This window comes from Rhodococcus sp. BP-160, from assembly GCF_019836205.1.
GTDB lineage: Bacteria > Actinomycetota > Actinomycetes > Mycobacteriales > Mycobacteriaceae > Rhodococcoides.
On the sequence record NZ_JABUEK010000006.1, the window covers coordinates 260906 to 274515 of the forward strand.

Annotated in this window: 15 protein-coding genes and 1 pseudogene; 10 read left to right on the forward strand and 6 right to left on the reverse strand. The window is 65.9% G+C overall.

What is annotated here, in order from left to right; genetic code table 11:
- The first annotated feature begins 197 nt into the window (after positions 1 to 197).
- From HQ306_RS21080 to HQ306_RS21090, 3 genes are all read left to right on the forward strand, one after another.
- On the forward strand, positions 198 to 1712 hold the full coding sequence (locus tag HQ306_RS21080; RefSeq protein ID WP_222633366.1) for a pentapeptide repeat-containing protein: 1515 nt from the start codon (positions 198 to 200) through the stop codon (positions 1710 to 1712).
- Positions 1713 to 2171: 459 nt separating this feature from the next.
- Entirely contained in the window at positions 2172 to 2432 is a 261-nt protein-coding gene (locus HQ306_RS21085; protein WP_222633367.1) for a hypothetical protein, read from the forward strand.
- A 139-nt stretch (positions 2433 to 2571) separates the two neighbouring features.
- A complete protein-coding gene (locus HQ306_RS21090; protein WP_222633368.1) occupies positions 2572 to 4236 on the forward strand; it encodes a ParB N-terminal domain-containing protein in 1665 nt (554 codons plus the stop codon).
- A 377-nt stretch (positions 4237 to 4613) separates the two neighbouring features.
- On the opposite strand, the gene HQ306_RS21095 is transcribed toward HQ306_RS21090, so the two are convergent.
- The gene (locus HQ306_RS21095; protein WP_222633369.1) at positions 4614 to 4988 is read right to left on the reverse strand and encodes an Lsr2 family protein; all 375 of its coding nucleotides are present in this window, start codon (positions 4986 to 4988) and stop codon (positions 4614 to 4616) included.
- A gap of 153 nt (positions 4989 to 5141) precedes the next feature.
- On the opposite strand from HQ306_RS21095, the gene HQ306_RS21100 reads away from it, so the two are divergent.
- Together HQ306_RS21100 and HQ306_RS21105 are read left to right on the forward strand one after the other, a co-directional pair.
- Entirely contained in the window at positions 5142 to 5345 is a 204-nt protein-coding gene (locus HQ306_RS21100; protein WP_222633370.1) for a hypothetical protein, read from the forward strand.
- A gap of 473 nt (positions 5346 to 5818) precedes the next feature.
- A complete protein-coding gene (locus tag HQ306_RS21105) occupies positions 5819 to 5998 on the forward strand; it encodes a hypothetical protein (protein ID WP_222633371.1) in 180 nt (59 codons plus the stop codon).
- 466 nt (positions 5999 to 6464) lie between these two features.
- Here HQ306_RS21105 and HQ306_RS21110 read toward each other — a convergent pair whose 3' ends face one another.
- Positions 6465 to 7319, reverse strand: coding sequence for a hypothetical protein (locus HQ306_RS21110; protein ID WP_222633372.1), 855 nt, complete (start codon positions 7317 to 7319; stop codon positions 6465 to 6467).
- A gap of 997 nt (positions 7320 to 8316) precedes the next feature.
- On the opposite strand from HQ306_RS21110, the gene HQ306_RS21115 reads away from it, so the two are divergent.
- Together HQ306_RS21115 and HQ306_RS21120 are read left to right on the forward strand one after the other, a co-directional pair.
- Positions 8317 to 8457, forward strand: coding sequence for a hypothetical protein (locus tag HQ306_RS21115; protein ID WP_222626631.1), 141 nt, complete (start codon positions 8317 to 8319; stop codon positions 8455 to 8457).
- A gap of 47 nt (positions 8458 to 8504) precedes the next feature.
- The gene (locus HQ306_RS21120; RefSeq protein WP_222633373.1) at positions 8505 to 9488 is read left to right on the forward strand and encodes a DUF4192 family protein; all 984 of its coding nucleotides are present in this window, start codon (positions 8505 to 8507) and stop codon (positions 9486 to 9488) included.
- A 192-nt stretch (positions 9489 to 9680) separates the two neighbouring features.
- Here the strand turns inward: HQ306_RS21120 and HQ306_RS21125 are convergent, their stop codons facing one another.
- Positions 9681 to 10070 carry an SdpI family protein gene (locus tag HQ306_RS21125; protein WP_222633374.1) on the reverse strand — a complete coding sequence of 130 codons (390 nt, stop codon included), beginning with the start codon at positions 10068 to 10070 and terminating at the stop codon, positions 9681 to 9683.
- Between the two features lie 50 nt (positions 10071 to 10120).
- Complete coding sequence (locus HQ306_RS21130) at positions 10121 to 10294, reverse strand: hypothetical protein (RefSeq protein WP_222633375.1); 174 nt, start codon at positions 10292 to 10294, stop codon at positions 10121 to 10123.
- Positions 10295 to 10526: 232 nt separating this feature from the next.
- Between HQ306_RS21130 and HQ306_RS21135 the strand changes: the two are divergent.
- From HQ306_RS21135 to HQ306_RS21145, 3 genes and pseudogenes are all read left to right on the forward strand, one after another.
- Positions 10527 to 10652: pseudogene (locus tag HQ306_RS21135) on the forward strand (glutaredoxin family protein); the annotation flags it as partial.
- Positions 10653 to 10738: 86 nt separating this feature from the next.
- Positions 10739 to 10888 carry a hypothetical protein gene (locus HQ306_RS21140; protein ID WP_222633377.1) on the forward strand — a complete coding sequence of 50 codons (150 nt, stop codon included), beginning with the start codon at positions 10739 to 10741 and terminating at the stop codon, positions 10886 to 10888.
- Between the two features lie 16 nt (positions 10889 to 10904).
- Positions 10905 to 11492: a DnaB-like helicase N-terminal domain-containing protein gene (locus HQ306_RS21145; protein ID WP_222633378.1), complete on the forward strand. Its 588-nt coding sequence runs from the start codon at positions 10905 to 10907 to the stop codon at positions 11490 to 11492.
- A gap of 349 nt (positions 11493 to 11841) precedes the next feature.
- Here HQ306_RS21145 and HQ306_RS21150 read toward each other — a convergent pair whose 3' ends face one another.
- Positions 11842 to 12111 carry a metal-sensitive transcriptional regulator gene (locus tag HQ306_RS21150; RefSeq protein ID WP_222633379.1) on the reverse strand — a complete coding sequence of 90 codons (270 nt, stop codon included), beginning with the start codon at positions 12109 to 12111 and terminating at the stop codon, positions 11842 to 11844.
- A 97-nt stretch (positions 12112 to 12208) separates the two neighbouring features.
- A complete protein-coding gene (locus HQ306_RS21155) occupies positions 12209 to 13585 on the reverse strand; it encodes a rhodanese-like domain-containing protein (RefSeq protein ID WP_222633380.1) in 1377 nt (458 codons plus the stop codon).
- Between the last annotated feature and the right edge of the window lie 25 nt (positions 13586 to 13610).

The following is a 13610-nucleotide window of genomic DNA, read 5'->3' on the forward strand; positions in this document are numbered from 1 at the left end:
TATCCCCACGAGGGGATGCGGGCCTCACGTCATCCCTGTGTTCCGGCCGTGTGACGCCCCTGCGGGCCGCGGAAACGGAGCTCCGCCCACCACCCCATACGCAAGCAACGGCCCGGCCCCGGCGGGCCGGCCCAGACCACAACCCGTCGACACCACTGGTGCCGCCCCTTCCGGCCCGACACCAGTCACAATGAGCCGTGCAACCCGACAATCGCCCCAACGACGCTGACGACGCTGACGACACCGCGACCGGCGCCGAACAAGCCGCGATCGAACCCGCGCCGCTGCCCACCTACATTCGTCGAAACCTGAGGACGATCCGCGCAAGCTCCTTCGCGGCCGCCGCTGGCACCGGGCTCGTGTTCGCGCTTCCCAGCGCATGGACCTGGTTCCTCGACCAAGACCTCCAACCAGGGCAAGGCACCGTCATCGGCGGCACCTTCGTCGCCATCACCGGACTCATCGCGTACACCGGCACCCACCAGAGCCGGAGAAGCACCGAACGCATCGCCGCCGACAAGAACACTCTCGACACCACCAACGCAGACCGCGCCCACGACCTCACCGTCACCCAAGAACTCCGCGCACGATTCGTCACCATCGCCGCCCAATTCGCCGACCCATCACCAGAAATCAGACTCGCCGGCGTCTACGCCCTCGAAGCCCTCACCGACGACTGGCTCGACCGCGGCGCCCACCACGAAGCCCAAACCTGCATCAACTACTACTGCGGATACCTCACCCGCCCGTACACACCCCCCACCGAACACCCCCACCTCCGCCAAACCGTCGTCACGCCCGACGCAGCCACCACCATTCAACGCACCTATACCCACCCCCATGACGACCTCCACATCCGCCAAATAATCACCCGCATTATCGCCGCGCACACTCAACCCGGCCATCACCACCGATGGAGTCGCTACGACTATGACTTTAGTCGAGCCTACTTTAAAGACCTCTCGTTCGACGAGAGCGTTTTTGAAAGGCTCGCGTTGTTCACGCAGGCCCATTTTCATGGAGCACTGACATCGTTTCGTGACACCCGATTCGATGGCGGTCTGACATCATTTCAAGATGCTCAATTTCACGGCAAGACGACATCCTTCACCAGAGCCAGGTTCCGCGGCAAAACGACGACATTCGCACAGTCCCAGTTCTTCAGCGAGACGTCACTGTTCCGGGGCGCACTGTTCGAGAGCGAGCAACAGACGCTGTTCAGTGGCAGCCGCTTCTATGGCGACCTAACGACGTTTAACGACTCCCGGTTCCACAGCGACCAGACTTCGTTCGCCAAAGCCCACTTCCGCAGCAGTCTAAGGACCGAGTTCCGCGGCGCGCGGTTCTACGGCGAGCGAACGTCGTTTGACGACGCCTGGTTTCACAGCAATCAAACTCTTATGGACGGCGCCTGGTTTCACAGTAAGCTGCATACATGCTTCGACAACACCCAGTTCCACGGTGATTCGACTTTGTTCGACGACGCCAATATAAAGGGCAAGGCGACTACGTTCCTCAGCGCCGAGTTTCACAGTAGAGTGACGTTGTTTCGCGGCGTCAAATTTAAGTCGATCACATCGTTCAAACGACCGCGGGTGTGGATAAACGTATATTTCGACTGGGATCCTCAGATCCCGTACGCGGTCAGCGCCCCGAAACCCGTCACCGTCCTTCCGGAAGAATGGCCGCCCACCGTCGTCGGCATGGCCTGATTACACGCTCAGCGCTACCGCGACTTGCGGGACTTGGCCCGGCCCCGTCGCTCCCGCACAATCACCACCCGGCGTGCCCGGCTGAAAGATAGCGGCTCGGGGAGTAGTCGGCGGGTTCCATCGCGGGCCGGCCGTGACTTGTCCGGGCGTGGGCCACCCTGCGGGCGTCCGCCTAGTGGAGCTCCGCTGCGCTCCGCACCCTTGAAAAGCGTCGTTCTTTCGACACATCTGGCTACTCCGATGCTGCGTCACCCGTGCCCGTCTTACCAACACCCGACCTCCGCTGCGCTCCGGCCCCTCGGGGTCCGAAAACTTCTCAGAACGCCTCCGGCTGAGAACTTTTCGTCTCGGGTGCAGGACACCGTTCCCGTGCGCCGCCTCCTCTGCGCCACGCCAGATGACGGCGAAAGAACGTGGCAGGGCGGAAGGTCAGGTCACCGGAGTCGAGGGAGCGCACGGATGAGCGTCACCACCAGTTTTCAGACCGCAACCATGGGGGCAGTGGGGGAGGCGGTGCTGACCATCCGCACCCACGCGCTCACCCAGATCACCGCCTACACCGCCAGGGCGCAGAAGGCAGCGGCGAACCCCGAAGCATCCACCGAGGCAGCGCACCGCGAACGCGCCGCCTACTGGGCGTGCACCGCACGCGAAGCCGGAGCCACAGAGGCTCAGATCGACGCCGCCGAAGCAGCCGGAACGACGCAGGGCACCGCATGACCGCCGACCAGGAGCGAAGCCGGGGACCACCGGGCCGGGGAACCACACCACCCGACCAGCACCACCAGAACAGAAAAACACCGGACAGCGCCTAACTGCCCGGTGTCTCACCGAAACCATATCAAGGAGAGACACCATCATGACCGCAACCATCGACACCACCACCGCGACAACCGAACCCGCCACCGAGCACACCAATCCCGGTGCGCTGGGAACGGTGTTCGCCCAGGTGGACCCCACCACCCTCGACGTCGCCGACAACGTCCGCGACACCGTCGACCTGGACCAGACCCCCGACTTCGTCGCCTCCATCCGCGAGCACGGAGTCCTGCACCCGATCCTCACCGTGCGCCGGGGCGACGGCACCCTCGCCGTCATCGACGGCCAACGGCGCACGCTCGCCGCGATCGCCACCGACACCCCCGTCGTCCCGGTGCTCATCCGCACCCAGGACGGCGACCAGGTCGCCGCCGACGCCACCCGCATCGTGGAGCAGATCGTCTCCAACGACCAGCGCGCCGACCTCACCGACGGCCAGCGCGCCGCAGGCGTCGCCCAGCTGCTCGACCTCGGCGTGTCCGTCAAAGAGGTCGCCCAAGCCCTCTCGGTCACCCAGAAGGCCGCGAAGGTCGCCGGGCGGGTCGGTGGCTCCGACGCCGCGCGGGCGGCGCTCGACACCGGGCAACTCGACCTCGAGCAGGCATCGATCATCGCCGCGTTCGAGAAGATGGGCGACGAGGACGCCGTCGCGCAGCTCCTCGACGCCGCCGAGAACTGCCCGTACAACTTCCCGCACCTGGCGCGCAGGTTGACCGAGGACCGCAAGAACGCGCGCGAGCGGGCGAAAGCACTCACCGCACACGGGGAGGCCGGTCACCCGGTCCTCACCGTCGACCCCGAGACAGGTGACGCGCGCTGGTACTACGCCGCCGAGGTTCGCACCGGCGAGGGGGAGCCGGTCGACCCGACCGAGCACCCCGACCGGTGGTCGGTGTGGGCCGACCGCGTCGAGGCATGGATCGACACCGAGACCGGCGAGCACGTCGACGAGGACACCGTCGATTGGGACGCCGACGGCCCCGACGACGCACCCGCAGACGGCAAGCGCCACCGGGGGACGGTCACCGAAGGGTGGGCATGGGAGACGTCGTACTGGATCAGCGCCGACGACGCGCAGCAGCACGGCTACCAGGTGCCGCAGGCAACCCCCGTGGCCCACGGACGCGCCGTCGCCGGTGCTGCCGGGGTCGACACCGACGACGCGGCGCGCCGCGCCGCCGAGGCAGCCGACGCCGACAAGGCCGAGCGTCGCCGGGTGAAGGCGCTCAACGCCGCAGGTCTCGCCGAGACCACGCTGCGCCGTGAGCACATCAAGGCGCTCCTGACGCGCAAGACCGCGCCGAAGGGCAGCGCCGGTTGGGTTGCCGCGACCCTCGCCGGGTCGCCCGATCTGCTCACCGAAGGCAAGGCCGGAGAGGTGCTGCGCGAGGTGGTGCCCTGTGCCGACCCGATCACCGGAATCGGTGACCTGATCGACAAGGCCACCGACGCCCGCGCCCAGGTGCTCATGCTGGCGCTGGTGCTCGCCGCGCTCGAGGCGCGCATGGCCGGTTCCGACAAGTCGTGGTGGCGGTCCAGCCCGCAGACCCGGTGGACCCGTGACGGACTTCCCAGGGGAGCGGCCCGGTACCTAGCGTTTTTGACCGAGCACGGCTACACCACCGGCCCGGTCGAGAAGGTCGTCCCCGGCGAGAACACCGCCGAGGACGCCTACACCGAAGTTACCGCCACCAGCGGCGAATGACCCGGTGACCGGTGCGGGTGCCCCACAACTCGGGGCACCCGCACCGCCCACAGTGGGTGCGTTCAGGAAGGTCAGCGGCGCATTTCGCGAACGAAGATCCAGATGAGCCAGAGCCCAGCCGTGAGGCAGAAAAGGATGACGTCGACCAGGAAGTTGACGAGGGTGTACGAGCGACGAGTCTTACGTGCCATGGAGTAGCTCCTAGTAATGTGGGTTCGCGGATAAGCAGGTTTCGCAGTGGTGTCCGGTCCTGACGGTCCTCGGCCGGGCGAGGGGGACGCCCCCTCGCGCTCCCCCGAGGAGCGCCGGACCACCGCCGGTACCCCAGTCCGCCACGCGGCCCAGGAGATCAGGTGCCGCGCGGCGAGGGCAGCCAGTCAGTGAACGGCGTCGAACGCCTCTACGACCGCAGCCGGAATCCGGCCCCGGGCACTGACCTCGTACCCGTTGCCGTTGGCCCACTCACGAATCGCCCGCGTCTGCTCCGGATCACGCTTCGAAGACTTCTTCGAGGAGGCCTCAGCGGCGGCGCGGACAGCAGAGGTGTGCCCGCCGCGCTTGCGGCCGCCGACCTTTGCCGCGTGCTCGATGTAGTAGCCGAGCGTCTTCCGGAACTCTTTCGCGTTTTTGTCCTTCAGGTCGAGGGCGTAGTCGACGCCGTCGACCGAGAACTCGATCGACTCCCCGGTCCCGTCGGCGATGACGGTTCCATCGATGTCATCGGTCAGCTCGACGATCAAAGTTTTTGCCACGGTGCGAAATACCCGTCTTTCTCAGTGAAACGGTCGACAAATGCCTGCTCACCGTCCCACAACCCCACGCATCGGCCCCGCGACCGGGCCGGTGTGTCGGCGCGCGGTGTGCCGGCGGGGAACCACCGCCCAGCCCGGTGCGTCCAACCCGTCATGAACCACGACGACGACCGCACCGGACTCGTCCTCGCCGGCAACGGCCATAACCCCGAGGATCCCGATCTCCGGGACGCACACGACCACGTCACCGCCGTCCTACGAGCGCACCGACACCTCACCATCGCCCCAGGACGCCTGCGCGACTGGTACCGAACCGCCGCCCTCACCGCGCTTCCCGAAGCGGCCGACCCGGACTAGAACACACGTTCGATCATTGCTAACCTGACGGATGCGGGGCTGAGTGGCGGCCGAACCGACGGTTCGACCCGGGAAGCACTCGGCCCCGCATAACCACCACAGAACACCGGGGGAGCGCCATGACCCGTGCCGACTGGGCAGTAAGCGCCCGCCGCCTACGAGACCACGCCGCCGCCGACGCCGCCGCCGCGCACCGCCGACACCGGGCGACCCCACCGACCCGACCAGGACGTGCTCCGCGTCGCGAGCTCCTGCGACACCGCCGCCTACAGCCCCTACCGGCCCAACCCGCGCCTGGAAAAACTGGTCGCCGACACCCTCGCCGCCAGGCCCACAGCGCGGCCGCACACCGGAAACTTCGACCTCAGCAGCAGCCCCGGCCACCGACCCCATACTCCACCGGCCTAACCGTGCACCGGGGGCCGGACTCGCGGACGAAGACCTGTCGGTCCCCGGCGATACCATCACCGGCTGTGCAAACAGGCGACCGCGTCAAACTCCACACCCACGGCGTCACCACCTTCGAGATCACCGAACTCGACGACACCCACGCCACCATCACCCCCAGCGAAACCCACGCAAACGCACCCGGCGCCTACCCCTTCCGCATCCTCCGCGCCGGCCTCGTCCCCGCGAACACCGAAGGGCATTGAGCTCGCTTCGCTCGCACCGTTCCTCCCGGCGCTCCGCGCCATACAGAACCACTCGATCGCCGATCGCCTAAGAAGTGGGTGGCCGCAACGGCTTTTACAGCGGGCCGCCATCCAGGAACCAAGAGCGGTGAGGGGGCCGTCTCACATGAGACGACCCCCTCACCGGGACACGTGCCCTACACGATCGCGATCAGGTCCCGCCGGACCCTTCGGTTCGTCGCGCCCGAGCACGTCGAAACACCATCCTGACCAGAGCGACGGCAGCGACCACGACACACGCCACCACCAGCGGCAGCAACCCTACCGACGACCACAAGAAGACAGTGCCCGCCAAACCGAGACCGATCAGCCCACCGCAGATGAAGTAAATCGACGATTCTCGAGCCTCAGGTTCTGGGACTGCATCACCTTGCCGTACAGGCCTCATCGGTGAAAGCGGATCGCTCATGCCGTCAATCCTCGCAGCTCAGGCGCAGTTGGACGCGGGAACGGTGTAGAAACCCTCGGTCGACTTGAAAAGATCCTTCTGGTAGCACGTGTTCGGATCGAAGTTCGGCGCGCTTGTGAGTGCATAGTAAATTGCCGCAACCGCAGTCGCTCCTCCGAATGTGCAGGCCAGTCCGAGTACCGCGTTAGCGACTTTACCTCCAACGCCCAGCGCGGCCTTCACTGCGTCCCGGAACGGCGTCGAGCATCCGACTGCGACACCGGTAAGAGCCGCGGCATTGAAGACAAGAGCGATCGCATTGGCCTCGTATCCGTACAAATTCAAGTACACGCTGGTCCCGTATGTCACTCTGGGATCCGCCGTGACCGGGTAGGCAACGCCGGCACTATGCGAAACATTCTGAGTGATCGTTGTGCCATCGAGCGAGTACTTCGTTGGCACATCCACGCCATTGGCGTCCTTCGCCCACGGCGGGGCGACCCGTCCCGCAATCACATCAGCGCCCTCGGCCGTCGCGAAAATCTCCACGGCCCCATCAGCTGCCAACCGCGTCGACAACCCATCAGGAATCGACAGGTCGAAGGCATACGACGTCGGTGCCTCCGCGTTCGGAATCACGATTGCCTGCCGCACCTCCGAAGGTCCGACAGCCTCGGACACCACTGTCGCAGAACCGATATCCGACACAGCCTGGTCCGAAACGACGCGCGTACCGCTCGAATCGACAGGGCTGATCGTGACCGAAGAACCGGCCGAACTCGACGCCGTCGCAGATGCCACCCCAGCCACAGCTACTGAAGCACCGGGCGCCGTGAGGCCGACACCTAGAGGTTCCCCGGCGGCCGTGGTCGCCTCATCGACAGCCTCGACCACCTGCTGATCTTGTAGCTCCGCCGGGCCGCGCTTGCGCAGTCGACGCCGTCATCACGACGGCAAACACAGTGGACGCGCTGACTAGCGCGAGCGAAGTTCTCTTGAACATCAGGCTCCTCATGGACCAGGGATCGCAAACATCGCACACTTCGTCCCGACCGCCAGGTGAGCAATTTCAGAAACCAAAAATAGTCACCGCGTGCAGTCGCAGAAATATGCGAAGTATCGCATCAGTTCGAATGGCAACAATAAAACCGTACTCCCATCTTGGTTGTTATGTATCGCTATTCGATGAACGAAACGCAAACTCGCAAAACAGGACGAAACGTGAATTAGGTCGCGCGCAAGGCCGATAACCGGCCAATAAACCAATAATAGTGCTCTATGTGATGATTGGACCCAAGGAGTGGCAATGCTTTGATGGGCCGCGCTTTGAGCTCCACCTACTTCGTGGGCCTGGCCGCGACACCAGTCATGGGGTCGAGAGCGTCGTCGACGCCGCAACAGCACTGCGAAGCGAACGTCGAAACACCCCAAATAACGGGCTGCCGCGATCCGCGGGACGTGGCCGGCCTGCGTCGCTCCCGCACAATCGCCACCCAGCCGAACAGGTGGAAGGTGGCAGCCCCGGGGGAGTGGCGGGCAGTCCCCGGTCGCAGGCCGGCCGTGACCGTCCGGGCGTGGGCCACCCTGCGGGCGTCCCCTGATCGGAACTCCGCTGCGCTCCGTCCTGTCGAAAAGCGTTGTTCTTTCGACCATCTGGCTTCTGAAGATCGTGCGTCACCCGTGCCCGTCTTACCAACACCCGACCTCCGCTGCGCTCCGGCCCCTACGGGGTCCGAAAACTTCTCAGAGCGCCTCCGGCTGAGAACTTTTCGCCTCGGGTGCTGGACACCGTTCCCGTGCACCGCCCTTCTCTCCCCACGCCAGATGACGGCGAAAGAACGTGGTGAGGGCAAGGACCGAGCCACACGAGTCCCGGAAGGAAGCACCAGTCATGCGCGCACAGCACCCGTCCACCGCAGACGAGATCGACATCCTCGTCCACAAGCAGGGCGCCCCCAAGATTCGCCGCACCGTCAAACGAGCCAGCGCCCGCTACGACCGCCGTAACGCACGCCGCGCACTCCGATCCTGACCGTCCCCCAGCCGCACCCCACACACCCACCCGAAAGGTTCACCCTCATGACGCAACCCCGCATCACCACCACCGCCCAGCTTCTCTCCGCGATCCCCGCCCTGCTCGGCTACGTCCCCGCCGACAGCGGATCGTTCGTCGTCATCGCCCTCGAGACAGACCCGGCCGGAACGTCGGTGGTCAAACTGGTCACCCGCACCACCAGCGAGGACGCCGCACAGTCCTCGACCACCAGCACCCTGTCCGGGGCACTGGCGAACAACGGCATCACCGCCGTCATCGTGGTCACCATCGCCGCACCGGGGATGCGGTCGCACGCGGTCATCGAGCACATGCTGGCGCTGCGCGAACTCAGCCGCACCACCGAGGTCATCGGCAGTTACTACCTCCCGACCCTGGCCGAGGCCACCACAGGGGAGAACCTGGACACCGGAGACGTTGTGCACGTGGACCCCTACGCGTCCGAGTTGGCCGCAGACCACATCGCCGACGGCAAGCCGATCGAGCGCCGCCGCGACGTCATCGACGCCCGCTACCGGCGCGGTGAGCAGATCCCCGCCGCCGAGCACGCCGACCCCGCGCGGGTGCTCGAGGAACTGGCCGCCGTCATCTACGCCGACGAGCTGCCCGACCGTGACCTCATCGCCCGCACCGCCGCCGTCATCACCACCATCCCCGTGCGGGACGCGATGTTCCGGCTCGCGCTCTACGGCCGCATCTCCGCATGGACCGCCATGGCCACCATCGCCCGCCACAGCCACGGCGACGCCCGTATCCAGGCACTGTGCCTGGCCGGGTGGCTCGCGCACACCATCGGCAACGGCCCCGACGCAGGGAGCGCCTACGAGGCAGCGCACGCCCACGCCGCCGAGACCGGGCAGCACCCACCCCGCCTGCTCGACCTGCTGGACACAGCACTGAACTCCGGACTCGACCCGAAGGTCGCCCGAGACCTCACCACCGGACTGAGCGCCGCCGACGTCCGCACGAGCACCGGAGCGCACCTCCCCGGAGCACCCGACCGGAACTGACCGGAGCGGCCCACCCAGGCCGGGCGACTCCCGCAGCCAGCGGGGAACGCCCGGCCACCGGCGGGGATAGCCGGCAATCGGGCATCGAGCCCTCACGCCGACCGTCGACGTGCGAACGATTGGTGATGATCCTGCGCACTCGATACCAGAGACCACGCGAGCCGAAACGTCACGCCATTGCAGACTTCCGGTTTACAAGGTGTGATCGCCACCGGTCTGCATGTAGCGTTTGGCAGCGGAATTACCGATCAGGCCCGCGTAAATCAACACCGAGTAAGCAACCACGCACACCGTCACGGCGAGCGCTGCCGAGAATATTGAGTCAAACCCGAGCACCAGGCCCAGCGCCAGCTGCATGACCAACCCAATAGCGGCGGCCCACACCGTCCAGCGCAAGGCCGGCCGAGCCACCCGGTGAGCCAGCCGCCACGCCTTATCACTCGAGAGCGTCGCCTTGGTGCGTATTCCGACGACGGGGTTTGCCTGCTCTCCTGCAACTATGGGCATCACCCATGCGACTGCAGCCGCGACAACCGTGGAAACGGTCATCGTGACAGTCAGGCTCAACAGTCCTTCCGTCATTCCCGTTCACCACCGCGAACGACTGGCATCAACGATCCCTCTGGTCGTAGTCAAGGACCCGGCACCTCCGCCGCCGGCCAACCGATGTCCGCGTCCCGCACACCGGCTGGGAACGTCTCCTCGACCGGCACCCCCGAAACCATTGCCTCGACCGCCAGATCCGACGGTGCACTCCGATCCAACGCCATCGCTACCAACGCCGACTCCACACGCGAATACGTCATCCCGCGATACTAGACGAAAGCCGCGAACAAACACCGCCAATGACGAGAACAGCGCACCACACAAACCCGCCGAAACGGGACCGAACGACATTCCGGTCACCTCCATATCGGTTGCAGCGCAACAGATAAAGCCGATTCATCGTTATCGAACAAATACAATCCAGCGGTGGAAATAAACCCGTTCGTGAAATAGAATGGAACCACTCCACCGAATAGTCGAAAGGCTTGAGCCATGTCCGGAATCACCGTCTACACCAAGCCCAACTGCCAGCAGTGCCGGGCCACGTTCCGGGCACTCGACAAGGCCGGCCTCGACTACACCGCCGTCGACATCAGCGCCGACACCGAAGCCCGCGAATCTCAATGTGTCTGTCAACACGAGGAGGTGTCGACCGCAGCCTGACCGTCCCTCGCCGCCCACCACCGACCAGAAGGAGACCCGTCATGGCGCACCTCGCGTTTGACTACCAGCCCGACCACGACTTCATCGCCGCCCAGATCGAAGCCGACCTCGCCGCCGAGACCACCGACGCCGTCGTCATCCCCGGCCCGTGGAGCGTCCACCCGCACACCGACACCGCCGACACCCGGTAAAGGGAGGTCGGACGTCATGAGCGCACTTCGGGCAGTCCCCGAACCCGAGCAGAACCCGACCGATCCCGTCCTCGACCTCGCACCCGACACCGTCGAAGATCCCGCCGTCGACAGCGGTGCCGGCCTGGACCCACGGACCGACCCGGAATCGTTGACCCTCTGCGCGCTCCTGTGGTCCACCGACCGCGCCGCCGACACCCGCGTCACCGACGCCCTGGTGCCGGCCGACTTCGCGACCCCCGCCTACGCGGAACTGTTCACCGTCATCGCCGGCCTCGTTGCCGACAGCCAGCCGCACGATCCCGCATCCGTCGCCGCCGTTCTGTACCGGGCCGGGGGAGGGCAGAAGGACGCACCGCTTCGCCGGGCGTTGGCCGACGTCGTCACCGCCGACGCCCCCGCAGTCTCGGTGGCGCACTACGCCGACATCGTGTTGTCCCAGTCCTACCGGCGGTCCTTCCACATCACCGGGCAACGGCTCATCCAGGCCGCCGAACAAGGCCCCGAAGACGAACTCTTCGACTACATGGTGCAACTCGGCACCATGCAGCGGGCAGCGTGGGAGCGGCTCAACAACTTCCGAGCCAGGGGAGCGCACGCATGATCACCGGCTCCGCAATCGATGACCGTTACTTCACGAGCGCCGGCGCGCTTACTGTCCTAGGGTGCGTGAGCGGTCGATGGCTCGATGCCGAGCGTGCTCGCGGCGTGGATTGGGCCGAGCTCGCGAACGAACTTGAGGTGCACCCCCGAGTCGCCGAACACCTGTATCGCACCTGGTGCGAGAGGGGGGATGATCCACAGACGCAGTGTTCGTTGTTCTGACGTGCAGCCGCTTGTGAGGCCGCGATCGATGTCGGGCGCAGCGGTGCTGCCGAACCGCAACCGAGACGACGGACGACGCCGATATGCGACGTGTTCACCGTCTCGATGTGGGTCCAGCCGCCGACTGATCAGGCGAGCGCTAGGAACAGCTTCTCCAGCTCGGCCTCGGTCATGGGTTCCTTGTCGTCGGCGGTGGCGCCGGTCATGCACTCGCGTAGCCCGGTGGCGACGATCTTGAACCCTGCCTTGTCCAGTGCCCGGGAGACGGCGGCGAGCTGGGTGACGACGTCCTTGCAGTCGCGACCGTTCTCGATCATCGAGATGACCCCGGTGAGTTGACCGTTGGCGCGTCGGAGTCGGTTGAGTACCAGTGCGATGCTGTCGTCGTCGCCGATCATGATGGTGCCCCTGTTCAGTGGTGTCGATGTTGGATCCCATAGTACCCCTGGGGGCATATGAGCTGTCGGTATGCGTGCCGCGCCGTGGTACAGGTGGTCAGCGTTCGGTGTCCAGGCCCAGTTCTGCGGCGTGGTCGTAGTCGTCGTCGATGAGGACGACGGTCCGGTCGGCGCGATCGAGAATCGACGCGGCGATCGATGCCCGGTATCCGGAGGCGCAGTGCACCCAGACCTCACCCGCCGGAACTTCGTGGTGTCGTTCGGCGAGTGCGGGAAGAGGGATGTTGACGGCTCCGTGGACGTGGCCGGCGTCGAATTCCTCGGGTTGGCGGGTGTCGAGGACCACGAGACCATTGTCGGTGTCGCCGAGTGCGTCTCGCAGTCCGGCGAAATCCGATGTTCCGTAGCTGCGGACGGGGTGGTCGCCGGTGAGGTCGGTGATGTCGCCGACCGCGGACCCGGACGGTGAGTCGATGCCGATGCGCGCGAGTTCTCGGGTGGCGCTGAGGATGTCGTCGGCGGTGTCGCCGATGAGGGTGAGGGGCGCGCCCCACTGGTAAAGCCATCCGAGGTAGGTCACGAAGCTGCCCGACAGCTCGAATCCGAGGCTGCCGTCGAGGTGACCGGCGGCGAACGCGGTACGCGAGCGCAGGTCGACGACCCATTCGCGGGCGTCGATGCGGCGCCGCAACTCCGTCGGGTCCACCGGTGCCGGCATGGACAGGTCCACGGGTTCCGGACCGGCGGTGTTGATGACACCCATGTGGGCGTAGTACGCGGGGTAGGCGGCGAGGCCGTCGATGAGGGTGTCGACGTAGGTCTGCTCGTCCTGGGTCAGCGCGGGGTTGGCGTCTCGTTGTTCGCCGATGGTGGAGGACTCGCCGCTGGTCGGGGTGGCGGAGCAGAAGCTGCCGAATCCGTGTGTGGGGTAGACCTCGGTATCGGCGGGGAGCTCGTCGGCCAGTCGGCGCACCGAATGGAACTGAGCGTGGGTGAGGTCGTGGGTGTGCTCGGATCCGAGCAGGTCGGTGCGTCCGGTGGACCCGTAAAGCAAGGAGCCACCCGTGAACACGGCGACCGGTGTGCCGTCCACTCCTCGCAGGACGTAGCTGACGTGATGGTGAGTGTGTCCGGGTGTATGCATCACCTGCATGAACAGGGGGTCCGCGTCGACGACGTCGCCGTCGACGACGGCACGGCGGTCGAAGCCGACGGGGTCCCCGTCCGGCACGACGTACTGCGCACCGGTCGCACGGGCGAGTTCGAGCCCGCCGGTGACGTAGTCGTTGTGGATGTGCGTCTCGAATACGTGGGTGATGCGAGCGTTCTTCTCCCGAGCGAGTTTCTCGATGCGGTCGATGTCTCGCTGGGGGTCGACGACCAGGGCGATGCCGTGATGGCTGATCAGGTAGCTGCGATCGCCAAGGCTCGAGGTCTCGATGATGGCGATGTCGGGGGTGTCTGCGGTGCTCATGGGTTGCTCCTTGTCGTTCGGATGG